This window comes from Sanguibacter biliveldensis (assembly GCF_033798665.1).
In the GTDB taxonomy this organism is placed as follows: domain Bacteria; phylum Actinomycetota; class Actinomycetes; order Actinomycetales; family Cellulomonadaceae; genus Sanguibacter; species Sanguibacter inulinus.
Genome location: NZ_CP138359.1, coordinates 1,524,966 through 1,543,107 on the forward strand (window position 1 = coordinate 1,524,966; position 18,142 = coordinate 1,543,107).

The 18,142-nt window shown below is 72.3% G+C and carries 16 protein-coding genes; 6 read left to right on the plus strand and 10 right to left on the minus strand.

What is annotated here, in order from left to right; genetic code table 11:
- Positions 1-58 precede the first annotated feature (58 nt).
- The 3 genes from SANBI_RS06610 to SANBI_RS06620 form a co-directional block, all read right to left on the minus strand.
- A complete protein-coding gene (locus tag SANBI_RS06610; protein WP_319160126.1) occupies positions 59-2,401 on the minus strand; it encodes a HelD family protein in 2,343 nt (780 codons plus the stop codon).
- An 87-nt stretch (positions 2,402-2,488) separates the two neighbouring features.
- A complete protein-coding gene (locus SANBI_RS06615) occupies positions 2,489-4,330 on the minus strand; it encodes a sensor histidine kinase (protein ID WP_319160128.1) in 1,842 nt (613 codons plus the stop codon).
- Positions 4,320-5,027: a response regulator transcription factor gene (locus SANBI_RS06620; RefSeq protein WP_319160130.1), complete on the minus strand. Its 708-nt coding sequence runs from the start codon at positions 5,025-5,027 to the stop codon at positions 4,320-4,322. The genes SANBI_RS06615 and SANBI_RS06620 overlap by 11 nt, the downstream gene beginning before the upstream one ends.
- Before the next feature lie 146 nt (positions 5,028-5,173).
- Here SANBI_RS06620 and SANBI_RS06625 point away from each other — a divergent pair, with 146 nt between their 5' ends.
- From SANBI_RS06625 to SANBI_RS06640, 4 genes are read left to right on the plus strand one after another with little or no spacing between them, the layout of a single operon-like run.
- Entirely contained in the window at positions 5,174-5,860 is a 687-nt protein-coding gene (locus tag SANBI_RS06625) for a hypothetical protein (protein ID WP_319160132.1), read from the plus strand.
- Positions 5,851-7,158, plus strand: a complete 1,308-nt coding sequence (locus SANBI_RS06630; RefSeq protein ID WP_319160133.1) for an efflux RND transporter periplasmic adaptor subunit — start codon at positions 5,851-5,853, stop codon at positions 7,156-7,158. Before SANBI_RS06625 ends, SANBI_RS06630 begins: the two co-directional genes overlap by 10 nt.
- Positions 7,155-7,988 (plus strand): ABC transporter ATP-binding protein, encoded by an 834-nt coding sequence (locus SANBI_RS06635; protein WP_319160135.1) that lies wholly within the window; start codon positions 7,155-7,157, stop codon positions 7,986-7,988. Before SANBI_RS06630 ends, SANBI_RS06635 begins: the two co-directional genes overlap by 4 nt.
- Positions 7,985-9,163: an ABC transporter permease gene (locus SANBI_RS06640; protein WP_319160137.1), complete on the plus strand. Its 1,179-nt coding sequence runs from the start codon at positions 7,985-7,987 to the stop codon at positions 9,161-9,163. Before SANBI_RS06635 ends, SANBI_RS06640 begins: the two co-directional genes overlap by 4 nt.
- A 143-nt stretch (positions 9,164-9,306) precedes the next feature.
- On the opposite strand, the gene SANBI_RS06645 is transcribed toward SANBI_RS06640, so the two are convergent.
- From SANBI_RS06645 to SANBI_RS06670, 6 genes are all read right to left on the minus strand, one after another.
- Positions 9,307-9,831: a DedA family protein gene (locus SANBI_RS06645; RefSeq protein ID WP_319160140.1), complete on the minus strand. Its 525-nt coding sequence runs from the start codon at positions 9,829-9,831 to the stop codon at positions 9,307-9,309.
- 18 nt (positions 9,832-9,849) lie between these two features.
- Complete coding sequence (locus tag SANBI_RS06650) at positions 9,850-10,248, minus strand: Fur family transcriptional regulator (protein WP_319160142.1); 399 nt, start codon at positions 10,246-10,248, stop codon at positions 9,850-9,852.
- Positions 10,236-11,171 (minus strand): metal ABC transporter permease, encoded by a 936-nt coding sequence (locus SANBI_RS06655; RefSeq protein ID WP_319160144.1) that lies wholly within the window; start codon positions 11,169-11,171, stop codon positions 10,236-10,238. Before SANBI_RS06655 ends, SANBI_RS06650 begins: the two co-directional genes overlap by 13 nt.
- Positions 11,168-11,995, minus strand: a complete 828-nt coding sequence (locus SANBI_RS06660; RefSeq protein ID WP_319160146.1) for a metal ABC transporter ATP-binding protein — start codon at positions 11,993-11,995, stop codon at positions 11,168-11,170. Before SANBI_RS06660 ends, SANBI_RS06655 begins: the two co-directional genes overlap by 4 nt.
- Positions 11,992-12,969: a metal ABC transporter substrate-binding protein gene (locus tag SANBI_RS06665; RefSeq protein ID WP_408669742.1), complete on the minus strand. Its 978-nt coding sequence runs from the start codon at positions 12,967-12,969 to the stop codon at positions 11,992-11,994. Before SANBI_RS06665 ends, SANBI_RS06660 begins: the two co-directional genes overlap by 4 nt.
- Before the next feature lie 105 nt (positions 12,970-13,074).
- Entirely contained in the window at positions 13,075-14,364 is a 1,290-nt protein-coding gene (locus SANBI_RS06670; protein WP_319160147.1) for an aminotransferase class I/II-fold pyridoxal phosphate-dependent enzyme, read from the minus strand.
- A 280-nt stretch (positions 14,365-14,644) separates the two neighbouring features.
- Between SANBI_RS06670 and SANBI_RS06675 the strand changes: the two genes are divergently transcribed.
- Together SANBI_RS06675 and SANBI_RS06680 are read left to right on the plus strand one after the other, a co-directional pair.
- On the plus strand, positions 14,645-16,033 hold the full coding sequence (locus SANBI_RS06675) for a glycine--tRNA ligase (RefSeq protein WP_056133952.1): 1,389 nt from the start codon (positions 14,645-14,647) through the stop codon (positions 16,031-16,033).
- Positions 16,034-16,185: 152 nt separating this feature from the next.
- Entirely contained in the window at positions 16,186-16,710 is a 525-nt protein-coding gene (locus SANBI_RS06680; protein WP_319160151.1) for a hypothetical protein, read from the plus strand.
- 74 nt (positions 16,711-16,784) lie between these two features.
- Here the strand turns inward: SANBI_RS06680 and SANBI_RS06685 are convergent, their stop codons facing one another.
- Positions 16,785-18,041: an MFS transporter gene (locus tag SANBI_RS06685; protein ID WP_319160153.1), complete on the minus strand. Its 1,257-nt coding sequence runs from the start codon at positions 18,039-18,041 to the stop codon at positions 16,785-16,787.
- Positions 18,042-18,142: the final 101 nt, after the last annotated feature.

Sequence of the window (18,142 nt, forward strand, 5' to 3'; positions counted from 1 at the left end):
TCGACGGAGGCTGCCCGGCCACGACGGAGGTGGGTTGCGCTGGCGCTGCTCGTCGCAGTCAGGTCGGGTCGGGCGTGAGCAGCACCAGCTTCTCGGTCGCGCGGGTCATGGTGACGTAACGGTCGACGGCTCCCTGGACGCCGGTGCCGAGCGCGGCTGGGTCGACGAGCACGACGAGGTCGAACTCGAGGCCCTTGGTCAGCTCCGGCGGCAGCGAGCGTACGCGCTCCGTGGTGACGAAGTCCGGTGCGCCGACCACGCAGGCCGTGCCGTCGGGGTGCTCGTCGAGCCAGCGGTCCACGACGGCGGGGAGGTCTGCCACGCGGCCGTGGAGCACGGGCGGCCCGCCCCTCCGCACGGAGACCGGCACGTTCGCGTCTGGGATCTCGGCGCGGACCACAGGCTCGGCCTCGGCCATGATCGCTGCCGGGGTCCGGTAGCTGTACGTGAGCGGTGCGACCGTGATCTCGTCGAGCCCCACCCGCTTCAGGCGCTCCTCCCAGGGCTCGCGGAACCCGCGGCGTGCCTGCGCGCGGTCGCCGACGACGGTCAGGCTGCGTGACGGGCAGCGCCGCAGCACCATCTGCCACTCGGCGTCCGTGAGCTCCTGGGCCTCGTCGACCACGACGTGCGCGAAGGGCCCGGCGAGGGCGTCGTGCCGCCGGTCGATGGTGTCGAAGGCACCGGCCAGCGCGTCGGCGAGGTCGCTGCTGCGGAGCATCACGGAGGTGCCCTCCGGGTCGTCGTCCGCCTCGACGAGGGAGTCGACGACGTGCGACCTGTACTCGCGCTCGCTCGCGACGGTCGCGTCGTGGCGGAGCCGGCGAGCCGCGACGGTCGGGTCGCCGACGCGGTGGCGTGCCGCGTCGAGGAGGGGGAGGTCTGCGTCCGTCCACGGGCTGCCCGCCGGGCGCCGCAGCGCCTCGCGCTCGTCCGGGCTCAGCCACGGTGCGCACAGCCGCAGGTACGCCGGGACCGACCAGAGGTCGGTGACGACCTCGGTGGCGTCGAGCATCGGCCAGGCTCGCTCGACTGCCGCGACGAGCTCAGGGTCGCGACGGAGCGCCGCGCGGAGCACCTCGGTCGGGACGCCGCCCGCGCCGTCGTCGGTCCAGGAGCTGTCGCCGTGCCCTCTGCCGTCGTACCTGCCGTCGTCGACGTCGAGACCGTCGTCTACGACGTCGTCTACGACGTCGAACTCGTCGACACCGTCGAGACGACCGAGCCTGTGCGAGCCCTCCACGTCGTCGTCTCGCGCGACCTCGTCCTGGTGCTTGCCCACGAGGATGTCGAGGATCTCCTCCCAGATGCTGTCGAGCGCCTCGTCGTGCGGGGTGCCGGGGTCGGGGGAGCCGAAGGCCCGGGTCCAGTCGCCCGGGCTGAGCCAGACCTCGGCCCAGGCGGTCTGGACGAGGAGGCCTTCGGCTGGTGGCTGCTCGAAGAACCGGACTGCGGCGTCGACAGCCTCGACCATCCGCGTGGTCCCCTTGAGCCGCGCGACCTCTGGGCTGGCCTCCGGTACCGCGTCCGCACCCTCGGGGACGAGGTCGGCGAGGGTGCAGGTGAGGACGCCGTCCTCGCCGAGGTCAGGCAGCACGTCGGCGACGTAGTCGAGGTAGGGCTCGTGCGGTCCGACCACCAGCATCCCGCCGCGCCGGTGCCCGAGCGACGGGTCGGTGTAGAGGAGATAGGCGCAGCGGTGCAGCGCGACGACGGTCTTTCCGGTCCCCGGCCCGCCGTCGACGACGAGCGTGCCGCGCGAGCCGGCACGGATGATCGCGTCCTGGTCGCCCTGGATGGTGCCGAGCACGTCGCGCATGCGACCGGTCCGGCTCCCGCCGAGGCTGGCGACGAAGGCCGACCGCGCGTCGGGCAGCGTGCCGTGCCCGTCCTCCGCGGCGCCGTCGACCACGGCGGCGGTGAGCGGCTCGTCCCAGTAGTCGCGCACCCGGCCGAGGTGCCACCTGTAGCGACGGCGGCTGGCCAGGCTCATCGGGTGCGCCGGGGTCGCGGCGAAGAACGCCTCGGCGGCGGGGGAGCGCCAGTCGACGAGGAGCGGGTCGCCTGCAGCATCGACGAGACCCTGCCGTCCCACGTAGACGTGGTGGTCGGCCGCGTCGTCGGAGACGGTGCGACCGAGGCAGAGGTCCGGCCCGTACCTGCGCAGTCCCCGCAGCCGGGCGACGAGGCGGTGGATCTCCGCGTCACGCTCCACGGCGGTCTGGCCGCTGCCCGCGGGGGAGCGCCGCACGGCGTCCAGGCGCGCAGTGAGGCTGGTGACGTTCTGCTCGAGCGATCCGCTCAGGGCGGCGAAGTGCTGCTCGTCGTGCTCGACGAGCCTGGGGTCTGCCTTCGCGGCGAGATGCTCTGGGAGGTCGAAGACGCTGGTGGTGGGGTGCACGGTACTGCTCCTCTGCCCGAGGTGTCGAGTGTCTCGGGCGACGATCCTCCACCGCGGAGGGGGCCTTGCGGCAAGCCCCCGGCCCCGCTATACCTTGAGAGAGGCAGGACGCGGTGCGTCCTCTCCGCCCCGGGGCACGGTGCCCGGGAATGTGGCGGTGAAGACGGTGCCGCCGCCCACGACGCTGGCCGCGGTCAGCGTCCCGCGGTGCAGCTCGACGAGCGTGCGGCTGATCGCCAGGCCCAGGCCAGAGCCGCCCGAGCCCTTGGTCCTCGAGTCGTCCGCACGCCAGAACCTGTCGAACAGGCGGGGGAGGTCTTCTGCGCTGATCCCGACCCCGTCGTCGACGACCTCCAGCACCAGGGCTCCGTCGACCTGCGACGCGCGGAGGTCGACCCTTGAGCCCTTCGAGTGCTGCACAGCGTTGGCGACGAGGTTGTCGACGACCTGCCGCACACGACCCGGGTCGACGTCGGCGACCAGTCCGTCGGGCGCCTCGACCACGAGCTCGACACCGTCCGCGGCGGCCCTGCCGCTCGACGCGCGGCGCACGTCGAGCAGGAGAGCGGTGACGTCCGTCGGCTCGGGGCGCACCACGAGGTGCCCGGAGTCGGCACGGGTGAGGGTGTGCAGGTCCGCGGTGATCTGCTGCAGGTGCATCGTCTCGCCGTGGAGCAGGTCGACGAGGTGCGCGTCGGTCGGGACCACACCCTCCTGCGCGCCCTCGAGCCAGCCGCGCAGCGTGGTCAGCGGGGTGCGGAGCTCGTGCGAGACGTCGGCGACCATCTGCTGCTGCTGCTCCCGCGCTCGCGCGAGCTCGGCAGCCATGGTGTTGAAGGCCCGGGCGAGATCGGACACCTCGTCGCCCCCGCGCACCGGCACGACCACGGAGAGGTCGCCCGCCGCGAGCTCGCGTGCCGCGCGTGTCACGGAGCGGACCCGGCGGACCGCAGGCACACCCACGAGTCCCGCCGTGGCGAGCACGAGCGTCACGACCACCGCCGAGACGAGGGCGATGCGCGCCTGAGACCCGGGGCTGAGGTCGAGCGCACCACGCTGGTCTCCGCGCTCGTCCGTGAGGTACACCTCGACGGATGGGGCGACCGACCCGGCCGAGGCCGTCGTGAAGGCTGCCGCGACACAGCGCAGCTCGTCTCCGGCCGCGGGCCGACGGACCGGGGCTGCGCCCGTCTCGAGCCCCAGCACGATGCCCGCCGGGTCGGCGCGGACAGGCCGGAGCACCACACGGTCCACAGGCGGCAGCCCAGCGTCGATGAGGCAGGGGTTGGTCAGGTCCGTGAGCTGGTCGAGGACGCGCTGCTCCGGGCCGATCGGCTGCGCCAGCCCCGGAGCGTCGCAGCCCTCCGGCTGTGGGGTGACGTCGAGCACGGCCCGGCCTGTCGGCCAGAATCCGATCGACGTCTCCGGGGCCAGCCCCAGGCACTCGACGACCGCCGACACCCTGCGCAGACTCTCTGCACGCTGCTCGTCGTCGAGCGTGAGCGCGCCGCTGAGGTGGTCGGGGAGCGGGGCGAGGTCGTCGCTCCCGGTCCCCGGAGATCCGTCGGGTGCCAGCACCTGGTCGACGAGGTCCTGCCAGGGGTCGACCTCCGTGCGGGCGTGGTCGGGGTGGGGGAGCCCTGGTCGGGTGTCGACCACGGTGCGTCCCTGCTCGACGACCGCGATGCGGCGCCCGTGCTCGCGCGCGAGCCTGTGGACGAGGGGGCCGACGTCGTCCCAGGTCGCGTGCGACCCGCCCCAGTCGAGCAGCTCGTCGACGATCGCGACGTCCGCCTCGAGGTTGGTGCCTGCCTGCTCGATGCTGTAGCTGGGCTGGGTGGTGCGGGTGAGCCAGACGGTCCCGAGGACCGCGACCAGGGCGACCGCGACGACGGCGGTGAGCAGCCGCGCGACGAGGCTACGTCGCATCGGCCTCGGGCTCCGTCGCGGTCGGGTCGACCAGCTTGTAGCCCACCCCGTAGACGGTGCGCAGGAGCTCGGGCCCGTCGAACACGGCGTCGACCTTGGACCGCAGGTTCTTCATGTGGGTGTCGATCGTGCGCTCCGTCGTGTACTCGTCGGAGCCGTGCAGGTGCCGCAAGAGCTGTGGTCGGCTGAGGACCAGGCCCGCGTGCTCCGCCAGGAGGGTCAGGAGCTGCATCTCCGCCCGGGTGAGGTCGATCGGGGCGCCGCCGACGGACGCCTCGTGCCGCCGGGGGTCCACGACGAGCGGACCGACCGTGACGGGCCCGTCGTCGACCGTGCGGCGGCGGCGGAGCAGTGCGCGTGCCCGGGCCACCATCTCGCGGGGGGAGTACGGCTTCGACAGGTAGTCGTCGGCCCCGAGCTCGAGCCCCACGAGCAGGTCGTCCTCCTCGGAGCGGGCGGTGAGCATGAGGATCGGCGTCTCGTCGCCTGCGGCGCGCAGCGCCCGGCACACGGCGAAGCCGTCCATCTGGGGCAGCATGACGTCGAGGACCAGCAGGTCGACGACCGAGCTGCGGACCGCCTCGAGGGCGGAGCGCCCGTCGCCGACGACCGTCGTCTCGAAGCCCTCGCGGGTCAGGTAGCGCCGCGCGAGCTCTGCCTGGAGCTCGTCGTCCTCTGCGATCACGATCGTCGTCACGCCGCCATCCTAGGGGCGCAGGACCCCTGGGAGAGCGCCTGGGAGCACGGCTCACGAGCACCTCAACAGCACCAGACAGGTTCCTCACATTCGCTCGCTAGCGTCTCGTCGCGCACCTCCCAGCACCTGCGACCCCTGGAGCGACCATGCACGTCCACCTCCGTACCACCCACGCACGGGCAGCCGTCCCGCTGCTCGCTCTCGTCATCGCCCTGAGCGCCTGCTCTGGAGCGCAGGGCGGCGCGGCCGAAACCGGCGCGGGAGAGATCGCGAGCATCCCGACCACCGCAGCGCCCGCTGAGCCAGCACTGCCCACCGAGACCGGGTCCGCCGACCCGGCCCCGGCCGGCCCGCCCGCCGGGGCCGCCGACGACGACCTGTTCGCCACCTACGGCGAACCGGTCCGGCTGCGGCTCGACATGACCGAGGCTGAGGAGATCGAGGCGCAGGCCGGGTACGACCGGTGCATGACCGACCGCACGGGCATCCCCTCGGGAGCAGGCTCGACAGGTGGCAGCATCGAGGGGGGCGTCGGTCCGGCATCGCCCGAGCAGGCGGCCGCCGACGCAGCAGCCAGCGAGGTCTGCGCACCCCTCGCCGCGCTCCCGCCGTGGGAGCACGACCCCCAGAATCCCGACGCGCTGAACTTCGTGCAGGCTGTCGTGGACTGCCTGCACGACCGCGGGGTGACCTACGTCGAGGTCGTGCAGGACCTCGGGACCATCGGTGTCGCCTTCGGAGGGCCGTCGAACGACTCGCGGTCGATCAGCCTCGGCATGGAGCTCTACGACCAGTGCGAGTCGAGCGTCGTCGAGACCGGGTCGTGGCAGTGAAGACAGCCCGCCCCGGCCGGCGGACGGTCGTGGTCGCAGGTGCCGCCGCCGCCTCTCTCGTCGCGGTCGGGGCCCTGGTGACGACAGCCTGGCCGAGCGGCTCCTCCGACGGGGGAGCGAGGCCGACTGCGGTCGAGCGACCGGCACTGGCGACGGTCGAGGTGACGCGTGAAGACCTCGTCGTCACGCAGGAGGCGCAGGGGCTGGTCGAGTTCTCCGGCTCTCGGGAGATCAAGAGCGCACGGCCAGGCACCATCACCTGGCTGCCGGACGTCGGCACGGTGCTGACCCGAGGGTCCACGGTGCTGCGGACCGACGACCAGCCCGTCGTCCTGTTCCTCGGGGAGACCCCGCTCTACAGGACCCTGGACGGCTCGGGGATGCGCGGGTCCGACGTCGACGTGGTCGCGCAGAACCTCGTGGCTCTCGGACATCTCGCCGCCTTCCCACCCGGCGACGTGACCGGCCCACGCTTCGCCGCCGCCGTCAGCCGGTGGCGCACGGCGAACGGGCTCCGTCCCGTCGAGACCGCCACGCCCGACGGTCCGGGGTCCACGGGCTCCCCGACCGACCAGGGGCCGACCGGTGCTCCAGCGCTGCCCGGTGCGGCGGACGGCGGCCCGGGAGGTGCCGGGGCCGAGGGGACGGGCTCGACCGACGGTGAGAGTCAGGAGCCCCCCGCGCCGACCGACGGTCAGGCGGGCGAGCCCTCGGCTCCGGCCGACGCCGGTACCGTCGAGGCCCCGCCCGCCCGCACGACGAGCACGACGTCGGTCCAGACCGGCGAGGTGGTCGTGCTCCCCGAGGACGTGCGCGTCTCGGCGGTCCTGGCGCAGCCTGGCGACGCCGCAGAGGGGGCGGCCGTCCTGCGCGTCACGAGCACGCACAAGGTGGTCCGGCTCCAGGGCGACGACGTCCCCAGCGCTGCCGTGCAGCAAGGGGGCGAGGTCACCGTCCTGCTGCCCGGCGGCGCCGAGGTTCCCGGGACGGTGACCGAGGTCGGCACGACCAGCGAGGCCGGCGACGCCACGACGTCGGTGCTCGTCGAGGTCGCGGACCAGGAGACGCTGACCGGGGTGGACAGCGGGCCCGTCACCGTGCGCGTCACGACCGAGCGCCACGACCAGGTGCTCGCCGTGCCTCCGGCCGCGCTGCTCGCCCTGCGCGAGGGCGGGCACGCTCTCCAGCTCGAGGACGGCACCCTGGTGCCGGTCGAGATCGGCATGTTCACCGACACCCAGGTCGAGGTCTCGGGTGACGGCGTGCACGAGGGCCTGAAGGTCGTGACCGCCTCGTGAGCGTCCTCGAGCTCGACGACGTGACCAAGACCTACGGGCCCGACGTCGTGGCGCTCGACAGGGTGTCTCTCCGGGTCGAGCGCGGCGAGCTCTTCACGATCGTCGGACGCTCCGGCTCGGGCAAGTCCACGCTCATGAACATCATGGGCACCCTCGACGCACCGACCTCTGGCACCGTCCGCGTCGACGGCCAGGACACCAGCGGACTGACAGACCGTGAGACCACCGAGCTGCGGGCGCGGTCCATCGGCTTCGTGTTCCAGAGCTTCCACCTCGACGACGGCCAGACCGCCACAGAGAACGTCATGACCGGTCTGCTCTACGCCGGTGTGCCGCGACGGCTGCGGCGCGGGCTCGCGGCCGAGGCGCTCGACAGGGTCGGGCTCGACCACCGGCTGCTGCACCGACCGCCCCAGCTCTCGGGCGGCGAGCGGCAACGGGTCGCGATCGCACGGGCCATCGCCAAGGACCCCGCGATCGTCCTCGCCGACGAACCCACAGGCGCGCTCGACAGCCGCAACGGCGAGCTGGTCATGGGCCTGCTCGAACAGCTCAGCTCGGAGGGCGCCACGATCGCCGTCATCACCCACGACGCCACGGTCGCCGCCCGGTCGCCGCGCCGGGTCGCGCTCCACGACGGCATGATCGTCGGTGCTGATCATGCTGACGGCGATGCCCGCTCCGCCGACGCTGCCCGTCCGGCCCGTCCTGCCCGTCCTGCCCGTCCTGCGGATGCTGCCCGTCCTGGCGGCCCCGCCCGTCCTTCCGACGCTGCGCGTCCTGGCGACCCAGGCGCGGGCGCAGCGAGCTCCGCCGGGGAGCAGCGATGAGCCGCGCGCGCCTGTCGTTCCTCGACGCTCTCGCCGTCGGGACCGTCGGACTCCGCTCCCGCCGCCTGCGGTCCTTGCTGGCCGCTCTCGGCATCGCGATCGGCATCGCCACGGTCGTCCTGGTGACGAGCATCCCGGCCTCGTCGCAGGCGGACCTCGATCGTCGGCTGTCAGCGCTCGGAGCCGACCTCCTGCGGGTCGACCCCGTGCAGTCCGGGGACGAGGTCCGCACCCTGCCGCCTGAGAGCCAGGCCATGCTCGGACGTGTCGGCCCGGTCACCGGTGCGGCGGTGGTCGCGAACACGCACGCCACGGTCCGCAGCAGCGACCTGCGCCCCCAGGGGGACGGGGCCATCACGGCGCTGGCCGTGAGCGGTTCTCTCGACGAGCTGCTCCGACTCCGGGTGGCCGACGGTCGGGCGCTCGACGGAGACGTCGAACCGACAGTCGTGCTCGGCTCCGACGCAGCCGAGCGCCTCGGCCTCGACCGTCTGCCGTCAGCACCGGTGACGATCGACATCGGTGGGGTCGCCTTCACTGTGGTCGGCGTCCTCGCACCGAGCCCGCTCGCGGTCGACCTCCAGTCGGCCGTCCTCATGGACTGGGAGGACGCCGAGGCCTGGCTCGACCAGGACGTCCGCCCGACCGTCGCCTACGTCGCCGCACCCGTCGAGACCATCGGCGAGCTGCGTCCAGTCCTGGCCTCGACGCTGTCGCCCGAGTCTCCTGGACGGGTGCTCGTCAGCCGCCCGTCTGACGTCATCGCAGCGAAGCAGGCGAGCGGTGCGACCTTCGCGGGCATGTCCGTCGGGCTCGCCGGCGTCGCCCTGCTGGTCGGAGGCGTCGGGATCGCGAACACGCTCTTCGCCTCCGTGCTGGAGCGCAGGCGCGAGATCGGGCTGCGACGCGCGCTCGGCGCCCAGCGTGCGTCCATCCGGACGCAGTTCATGACCGAGGCGCTCTGCCTGTGCCTGGCCGGCGGTGTGCTCGGCAGCGCAGGAGGGGCAGTCGTGACGGTGGTCTGGGCGACCTCCCGCGGGTGGCCGGTCGTCATCCCGCTCGGCGTGGTCTGCGTAGGGATCGTGGCGTCGCTGGTGACGGGGGTGCTTGCGGGGATCGCCCCCTCCGTGAGGGCCGCGCGGCTCACCCCCACGCTCGCGCTGTCGTCCGAGTAGGTCCGTTCGACCCTGGCTGTGCGAGGACCCGTCGTCGTGGAGGGGGATGAGGAGGGCGACGGGATCTGTGCGAGCCCGGTCGGCGACCGCTGAGCGCAGCCCTGCGGCCTAGCGCGGTCCCGGCCGGGGGACGCACCGGCTGCTCATGACTCTGACGTCTCGGTCGTCGCCCGGCTCCGGCGCACGCGCCGTGCGTGCAGCACCACGAGTACGGTGAGCAGGACGAACCCGCCGAGAGCGACGGCCACCCGCACCGACCCGGTCGCGGCGGCGAGCGCGGCTGTCCATGCCGCCCACCCGACGGTCGCGTAGATCGTCGCGTGGATCAGGCAGCCCGCCACGAGAGCGGGCAGGTACCGCGTCGTGAAGGGCATGCGGGTCAGGCCCGCCGCGGCATTGACCACAGTCTTGGTGCCCACGGCGCAGAAGCTCATCGGCACGGCGAGCACTCCCCAGCGGTGGACGAAGGCCGTGGCCCGCCGCGCTCGGGGTGTCAGCGACCAGACATGGACCCGTGCCAGGACCCGGTTGTGGGCCCGGGTGCCGTCGAGGGCCTGGCCGGCGACGATGCGTGCGATCCCGTACGTGACCAGTGTCCGGACGAAGGCCACGGCGAAGAAGAACCCGAAGATGGCGGCGAAGGGAGCGCTCTCGAGCTGTTCAGGCACGGTCCGGCCGGCGTCGGGTCAGGAGGTGCCCGCTGCGGCAGCGCAGTCGGAGCACGTGCCGAAGAGCTCGATGGTGTGCTCGATCTCGGTGAAGCCGTGGGTCGACCCGACGAGGGTCGCCCAGGACTCGACTGTCGGGCCGTCGATCTCGACAGTGGCGCCGCAGCTGCGGCAGACCAGGTGGTGGTGGTGCTCGGAGCGCTCGCACCGGCGGTAGAGGCTCTCGCCCTCGGCGGTCCGCAAGACGTCGACCTGCTTGGCGTCGGCCAGACCCTGGAGGGTCCTGTACACCGTCGCGAGGCCTGTGCTGTCGCCGCGGGCCCGCAGGATCTCGTGGAGCTGCTGCGCGCTGCGGAAGTCCTCCACGGACTCGAGCAGGTCCGCGATCGCGGTCCGCTGCCGGGTCATGCGCTGCATCTGGGGGCTCCCTGGTCGAGTGTGACGTCGTCGAGTATATCGGGGTGGGGGTCGCGCGACTCTGTGCGGCGCCTCACCACGAGCGGCCGCAGCGCCGCCACGACGGCGTACAGGGCGATCGCGAGGACGACGATCATCGCGCCGGGCGACTGCGGCAGCCAGTACGTGATGGACAGGCCGACGACGCAGACCGCGACGCCGATCCCGACAGCCACCATCATCGTCCGGCGGAACGACGTGGTGACCAGCTGCGCCACGGCGACGGGGATGATCATCAGCGCGCTGACGAGCAGCAGACCGACCACGCGCATCGACACCGTGACGGTCAGCGCAGCGATGATCGCGATCGCGATGTTCAGGCCGCGGACCGGGAGACCCGAGGCACGGGCGAAGTCCTCGTCGTGGGAGACACTGAACAGCGCCGAGCTGAGCCCCACCCCGACGAGCAAGATGATCGCGCCCAGGCCGACCGTCAACCACAGGTCGGTGATGGTCACCGTCGAGATCGACCCGAAGAGGTACGACATGAGGTTCGCGTTGGTCCCGCCCGCGATGCCGATGATCAGCACTCCGCCGGCGATCCCTCCGTAGAACATCAGCGCGAGGGCGACGTCACCGCTCGTGCGGCCGCGCTCGCGGACCAGCTCGATCGCGACCGAGCCGAGGACCGCGGCGACCACTGCTCCGGGGATCGCGAGGGCGTCGCTCTTGACGAGGCCCATGGTCGAGCCGACCAGCCACCCGACGGCGACACCCGTGAGCGCGATGTGCCCGATGCCGTCGCCGAGCAGCGAGAGCTTGCGCTGGACGAGGTAGGTGCCCATGACCGGCGCTGTGAGGCCGACGATGATCGCGGCTGTGAGCGACCGGCGCATGAAGGGGTCGGTGAGCATGCCGCTGAGCTCGGTGAAGAAGGTCGTCATGAGGGGAATCCTGTGTCCTGGATGAGTGACGAGCCGGGCTCTTCGTCGTGGTGCGGGTGCACGTGGTCGTGGCCGGGGGCTCCGTGGTCGCCCAGCGGGACCAGCGGCGCTCCGTCGTGCACCTTGGTGCCGTGCTGGAGCACGACGGTGCGCGAGATCAGCGGTGCGAAGGTCCCGAGCTCGTGGAGGACCACGAGGATGGTCGTGCCCTGCTCGACGAGTGCCGTGAGCGTCGCTGCGAAGGCTTCTTGGCTCGGATGGTCCACCCCGGCGACGGGCTCGTCGAGGACGAGCAGGTCGGGCTTGCGGGCGAGAGCCCGTGCGATGAGCACGCGCTGCTGCTGCCCGCCGGAGAGCTCGCCGACGGCGCGGTCGGCCCGGTCGGCGAGACCGACCCGCTCGAGCGCGTCGAGGGCGTCGGCGCGCGCCGAGCGTGGCAGGCGGATGCGGCGCCCGTAGAGCAGTCCTGACGAGACGACCTCGAGGGCTGTCGACGGCACTCCCGTCGAGGCGCTCACGCGCTGCGGGACGTAACCGATGCGCTGCCAGGGGACGTCGCGGCCGAGCGGGGTGCCGTGGATGGCGACGGTGCCGTGCGTGGTCGGCAGGATGCCGACGAGCGAGCGGACGAGCGTGGACTTGCCCGAGCCGTTGGCTCCCAGGAGTGCCACGACTTCGCCCGAGCGGACCGTGAGGTCGATCCCGCGCAAGATGTGGCTGCCGTCGATCGACACGTGGATGCCGTGCGCCTCGATCGCCGGGGCGGCCGACGAGCCGGGGCCGTCGCTCGCGCTGGTCTCGTCGGAGGTGATGGTCTGGCTCATGCGCAGCCCAGGCCTGCCTGGAGCGCCTCGAGGTTGGTCAGCATGACAGAACGGTAGTCCCCGTCGGGGTCGGACAGGCTCTCGATCGGGTCGAGGACGGCGCTGGTGATGCCGAGGTCGGAGGCGAGGGTCTCGGTGACCTTCGGGCTGACGAGCGTCTCGAAGTAGATGGTCGTCACGCCGCGGTCCTTGATGATCGAGGAGACCTCCTTGAGGCGCGCGGGCGACGGCTCGCCCTCGGGGTCGATGCCTGAGATCCCGACCTGCTCGAGCCCGTAACGCTCAGCGAGGTAGCCGAAGGCCTCGTGGGAGGTGACGAGCAGCTGGGAGTCGCACTGGGCGAGGCCCTCGGTGAAGGTCGTGTCGAGCTCGGTCAGCGAGGCTGCGAGCTCTTCGCCGCGCTGCGCGTAGGTGTCGGCGTTGTCGGGGTCGATCGCCGACAGCTCGGCGACGACGTCGGCGCTCACCGCGGCGAGGCGCTCGGGGTCGAGCCAGAAGTGCGGGTCGAGCGTGCCGTGGTCGTGCCCGTCGTCGGCCGAGTGCTCTTCGCCCTCGTGCACTGCGTGCTCTTCGTCGCCCTCTGCGCCCTGGAGCTCGTGAGCCTCGAGGTTCGCGGAGTCGGCGGCGTCGACGACGTGGGCGGGCTCGCGCTGGGCGATCGCGTCGTCCACGGCCGGCTGGAAGTCCGAGAGGTAGACGACGAGGTCCGCCTCGCCGACGCCGCGGGCGGCGGCAGGGGAGAGCTCGAGGTCGTGCGGCTCGGCGCCCGAGGGAGTCAGCGAGCTGACGTCGACCAGGTCGCCGCCGATCTCCTGGGTGATGAACTGGAGCGGGTAGAACGAGGCGAGCACCTGGAGGCGTCCGTCGTCCGGGGTGTCCGAGCTGCTGCAGCCGGTGAGGGCGAGCGCAGCGCCGAGGGCGCTCACCGCGAGGGCAGCTGGGACACGAGACCGGGACATGTTCATGAGCATCATTCTCAATTGTGCGGGGGAGGGGTGTCAAACCCCTGCGCTGTCTCGTGGGTCACGGGCGGCGAGCGTCGTCGCCGACCAGCCTGCTGGCGTCAAGGCCGTGCTGGTTCACCGGCCACCCAGCGCGGCGAGCTGCCGGGTTGCACGCTCGATGCTCGCCTCGGTCTTGACGAAGGTGAAGCGGATGCTCGACCTGAACAGCGCTGCCGTCTCCGAGCCGGCATGGCAGAACGCGCTGACGGGAACGCCGACCACCCCGGCGAGCTCTGGCAGCCGCCGCGCGAGGTCGACCCCGTCGTCGTAGCCGAGGGGAGCGCCGTCGGCCACGACGAAGTACGTGCCCTGCGGCACGACGACGTCGAAGCCGGCCGTCACCAGCCCGTCGCACAGCAGGTCACGGCGCCGTGCGAGCGACGACGCGAGCGCCTGGACCGCCTCCTCTCCGCGAGGGTCGGTGAGCGCGAGCGCGACGGCCGGCTGGAACGGCGCACCGTTGACGTAGGTGAGGTACTGCTTCACGGTGCGGATCGCGGTGACCAGGTCGGCGCGCGCGTGCAGCCAACCGATCTTCCATCCCGTGAGCGAGAAGGTCTTGCCGGCCGAGGAGATCGTCACGGTCCGGTCTGCCATCCCTGGCAGGGTCGCCACCGGGATGTGCTCTGTGCCGTCGAAGGTCAGGTGCTCGTACACCTCGTCGGTCACGACGATCACGTCGTGGCGCTGCGCGACGGCCGCGATCTCCTCGACCTCGGGGCGCGTCAGGACCGTCCCGGTGGGGTTGTGCGGGGTGTTGACGAGGATGATCCGGGTCTGCGGTCCGACGGTCGCCCGCAGCGCCTCGACGTCGAGCGCGAAGCGGGCGGGCGGCTCGGCGTGCTCTCGACCTGCGCTGTGCTCCCGGACGTCGGTGCTCGTCGAGACGGCAGCCCGTCGCAGCGGCACCGTCCGGTGGACGGCCCCGGCGAGCGCGATCGCCGCCGCGTGGGAGTCGTAGAAGGGTTCGAGGGTCACGACCTCGTCCCCGGGCTCGCAGAGCGCGAGCAGCGTCGCGGTGATCGCCTCGGTCGCTCCGGCCGTCACGAGGACCTCGGAGCTCGGGTCGACGTGCAGCCCGTAGCGGCGCTCTTGGTGCTGCGCGACAGCGCGCAGCAGCTCGGGCGTGCCCGGTCCTGGCGGGTACTGGTTGACCCCGGCACGGATCGCGCTCACCGCAGCCTCACGGACGAACTCCGGCCCGTCGTCCTCGGGGAACCCTTGCCCGAGGTTGATCGCCCCGGTCGAGGCCGCCAGCGCTGACATCTCGGCGAAGATCGTCGGTGCCACGGACCCGTCGGGCCCGAGCAGCCCTGCGGCCCGTGCGGTGCGGTACCAGGCGCCTGCCGGTCGAGGTGTCGTCATGGTGCTCCAGGTGCTGGTCGCTGGCGGGTCGGGCTCTCGGTCGTCCTCGATCTGTCCTGGCCAGGCTAGCGAGGTGAGCCAGGGGCGCGGGCGCTCGTCCGCGCAGGCTGTGGACGGGCAGCCGGTGTGGCCTCGGTGTGGACGGCCGGGTCGTCGCGGGCGAGCCCGACGCAGGTCGGGCACGCGCCGGCGAGTAACCTGGGAGCCGGCGCACGACGTGCGTCGACCACCTCTGCCCCACGAGCCACGTGCGGGCACCGATGTTCTTGGAGTGATCACTGTGGCCCAAGCGCCCTCCCGTCTCGATGCCGCCATCTCCCTCGCGAAGCGTCGTGGCTTCGTCTTCCAGTCCGGCGAGATCTACGGAGGTTCGCGCTCCGCCTGGGACTACGGGCCCCTCGGTGTCGAGCTCAAGGAGAACATCAAGCGCCAGTGGTGGCGGACGATGGTCACCAGCCGCGACGACGTCGTGGGCCTCGACTCGGCAGTCATCCTGCCGCGCAAGATCTGGGAGGCCTCCGGCCACGTCGGGGTGTTCACCGACCCGCTGACCGAGTGCCTCTCGTGCCACAAGCGCTTCCGCGAAGACCAGATGCTCGAGGAGTTCGAGGAGAAGAAGGGTCGCGCCCCCGAGGGCGGCCTCGCCGAGATCGCCTGCCCCAACTGCGGGACCCGTGGGCAGTGGACCGAGCCGCGCGACTTCAACATGATGCTCAAGACGTACCTCGGCCCCGTCGAGGACGAGTCCGGGCTGCACTACCTGCGCCCCGAGACCGCGCAGGGCATCTTCGTGAACTTCGCCAACGTCGTCGGCGCGAGCCGCAAGAAGCCGCCCTTCGGCATCGGCCAGATCGGCAAGTCCTTCCGCAACGAGATCACGCCCGGGAACTTCATCTTCCGCACGCGCGAGTTCGAGCAGATGGAGATGGAGTTCTTCGTCGAGCCGGGCACGGACGCCGAGTGGCACCAGTACTGGATCGACCTGCGCACGGCCTGGTACGTGGACCTCGGCATCAGCCGTGACAACCTGCGCCTGTACGAGCACCCGCAGGAGAAGCTGTCGCACTACTCCACGCGCACCGTCGACATCGAGTACCGCTTCGGCTTCACAGGGAGCGAGTGGGGCGAGCTCGAGGGCATCGCGAACCGCACCGACTTCGACCTCAAGACGCACTCGGAGCACTCCGGCAAGGACCTCAGCTACTTCGACCAGGGCAAGAACGAGCGCTGGGTGCCGTACGTCATCGAGCCCGCGGCCGGCCTGACCCGCTCGCTCATGGCGTTCCTCGCTGAGGCGTACACCGAGGACGAGGCCCCCAACGCGAAGGGTGGTGTCGACACCCGCACCGTGCTCAAGCTCGACCCGCGCCTGTCGCCGGTCAAGGCCGCGGTCCTGCCGCTGTCGCGCAACGAGCAGCTCTCGCCCAAGGCGCGCGACCTCGCGGCCGAGCTCCGCAAGCACTGGAACGTCGACTTCGACGACGCCGGTGCGATCGGGCGCCGCTACCGCCGCCAGGACGAGATCGGGACGCCGTTCTGCATCACCGTCGACTTCGACACCCTCGAGGACCAGGCCGTGACGATCCGCCACCGCGACGACATGTCGCAAGAGCGCGTCGCCCTCGACCAGGTCACCGCGTACCTCGGCGCGCGGCTCCTCGGAGCCTGACGCCTGCTGGGCGGCGCACCACGCGTCGCCCGGTGCTTGCATGTCTGACGCCCGCGTCTCGGCCCTCCACGGGTCGTGGCGCGGGCGTCGTCGTCCGGGGGAGAGGCGTGGCAGACCGTGCCCGGCGGGTGTCGTCGTGTGACCATCGTCGGGTGCCCTCCGACGACCACCCTGACGACCGCCCGCTCGCCGTCCGCGCCGTCGCCTCTGTGCGCCCGTCTCGGTGGCGCGGCCGACAGGTCCGCGTGTGCCGCTACGACGCGCTGCACCACGACGGCCACGTCGAGACCGACGTGCGGATCACCGTCATGTACCGGCGGTCACCAGCAGACTTCGAGACGGTGTCGCGGACCGTGCACCACAGCTGCCCCGAGGTCGGCACGGGAGCGTGGGTCGACCCCGCCGGTCGCGTGGTCAACGGTCCTGGTCCCCTGGACCACCCGGGCCGGCTCCGCAACGGTCGTCGCGTGCCGTGGCCGGTGCGTGAGGCTCGGACCGACCCGCACCGCGCGGCTCGGTGGCGCGCGGGTCTGGGCGGAGCAGCGCTCGTCGCCGGGATCGTGCTCCTCGTGTGGACCGCGGGCGAAGGCCCCGTCGGCGCGCTCGGCGCCCTGTTCGCGCTCTGCGGAGCCGCAGCGATCGCTACGTCGCTGCGGGGTGAGACGCGTCGACGCTGATTGCCGGACCTGTGGTCCGCTGCGCGGGCAGGGCAGGGCAGGGCAGGGCAGGGCAGGGCAGGGCAGGGCAGGTTCTAGTGCTCCCCGGCAGGCGCGTCGGCCTGTGGGCGGCCCTCAGCGAGGCGTGGTGAGTGCGGCGTCAGGTCGCCGCGCAGCGTGACCGCTGCGAGCACGCAGCACCCGGCGAAGACGACGGCACCGGCCACGACTGGGATCACCAGGTCGACCGACGCCAGCACGCCGCCCAGCGCCGACCCGACTGCCAGGCCCAGCAGCCCGAGCACGCGCGCGGCTGCTCCGACACGTCCGAGCAGCCCGTCGGGGATCAGCCGCTGGCGCAGCGAGAGGGCGCAGATGCTCCAGACGACGGCGTGCAGGATGTACAGCGCGAGCAGCACGCCCGCGACCCGCGGGTCACTCGTCAGGGAAAGCCCTGTGAGCGTCACCGCGGCGAGGGTGAGGCTGGCGACGATCGTCCACCTGTAGCCCAGGCGCCGCCGCAGCCGAGGGGCGAGGGCAGACCCGAGCAGCCCACCGACCGCCGAGAAGGCGAGCAGCAGACCGTAACCGGTGCCGTCCAGCCCGAGCCGCTCCTCGGCGACCAGGACGAGGATGGAGAACGGCAGCATGTACCCGACGCTGGCCAGCGCCCCGATCAGCGCTAGGCCACCCACGACCCTGTGGTGCGCGAGCCAGACGATGCCGTCACGAGCCTCCGCGAAGACCGACGGGCGAGGCACCACGGCGTCCGACGGTGCTCTCGACGATCCACGCACCGGGAGCGCGAGGGCGACGAGGCCCGCCAGGGCCCACAGGCCTCCCGTCGCGAGGACGGGCGCGGCCGCTGCGAGCGCGAAGAGGAACCCGCCGAGCGGTGGACCGGCGAGCTCGTCGGCGATGAGCTGGCCCGCAGCGATCCGGCCGTTGGCGGTGTCGAGACGATCGCGGTCGACGAGCGAGGGCACCATGGCCACGGCCGCGCTGTCGACCATGCTCTCCAGCGTCCCCACGACGGCCATCGTCGCGTAGAGGACGGCCAGCGACGAGACGCCGAGGTGGACCGTGAGCGCGAGGGCCACCAGCGCACCGCCCCGCAGCAGGTTGGCGGTCACCATGAGCGTGCGACGGTCTGCCCGGTCGACCCACACGCCGACGGGCAGTGCCACCAGGAGGCGGACGAGGGCGTAGAGCGTCGCGAGCCCCGCCACGAGACGAGGGTCGTCGGTCATGGACGCCGCGAGGAGCGGCATCGAGACGAAGGCGATCCCGTCCGCCAGGTTCGACAGCGCGTTCGCGCTCCAGAGCACGGCGAACTTGCGGCCTAGGGGCATCGGTCCACCTGAGAAGTGAGGGCGAGCGAGCCGTCGGCGCCCGGTGAGAGTGCCACGAGGAGCCCTCCCATGTCTCTGCCCAGAGAGCGAGCCTGGCCCGG

What these genes read in the sequence shown, in the direction of transcription:
- SANBI_RS06615 (WP_319160128.1), bottom strand. Translation starts at nt 4,330, where the DNA reads ATGCGACGTAGCCTCGTCGCGCGGCTGCTCACCGCCGTCGTCGCGGTC.
- SANBI_RS06625 (WP_319160132.1), top strand. Translation starts at nt 5,174, where the DNA reads ATGCACGTCCACCTCCGTACCACCCACGCACGGGCAGCCGTCCCGCTG.
- SANBI_RS06640 (WP_319160137.1), top strand. Translation starts at nt 7,985, where the DNA reads ATGAGCCGCGCGCGCCTGTCGTTCCTCGACGCTCTCGCCGTCGGGACC.
- SANBI_RS06650 (WP_319160142.1), bottom strand. Translation starts at nt 10,248, where the DNA reads ATGCAGCGCATGACCCGGCAGCGGACCGCGATCGCGGACCTGCTCGAG.
- SANBI_RS06655 (WP_319160144.1), bottom strand. Translation starts at nt 11,171, where the DNA reads ATGACGACCTTCTTCACCGAGCTCAGCGGCATGCTCACCGACCCCTTC.
- SANBI_RS06660 (WP_319160146.1), bottom strand. Translation starts at nt 11,995, where the DNA reads ATGAGCCAGACCATCACCTCCGACGAGACCAGCGCGAGCGACGGCCCC.
- SANBI_RS06665 (WP_408669742.1), bottom strand. Translation starts at nt 12,969, where the DNA reads ATGATGCTCATGAACATGTCCCGGTCTCGTGTCCCAGCTGCCCTCGCG.
- SANBI_RS06670 (WP_319160147.1), bottom strand. Translation starts at nt 14,364, where the DNA reads ATGACGACACCTCGACCGGCAGGCGCCTGGTACCGCACCGCACGGGCC.
- SANBI_RS06685 (WP_319160153.1), bottom strand. Translation starts at nt 18,041, where the DNA reads ATGCCCCTAGGCCGCAAGTTCGCCGTGCTCTGGAGCGCGAACGCGCTG.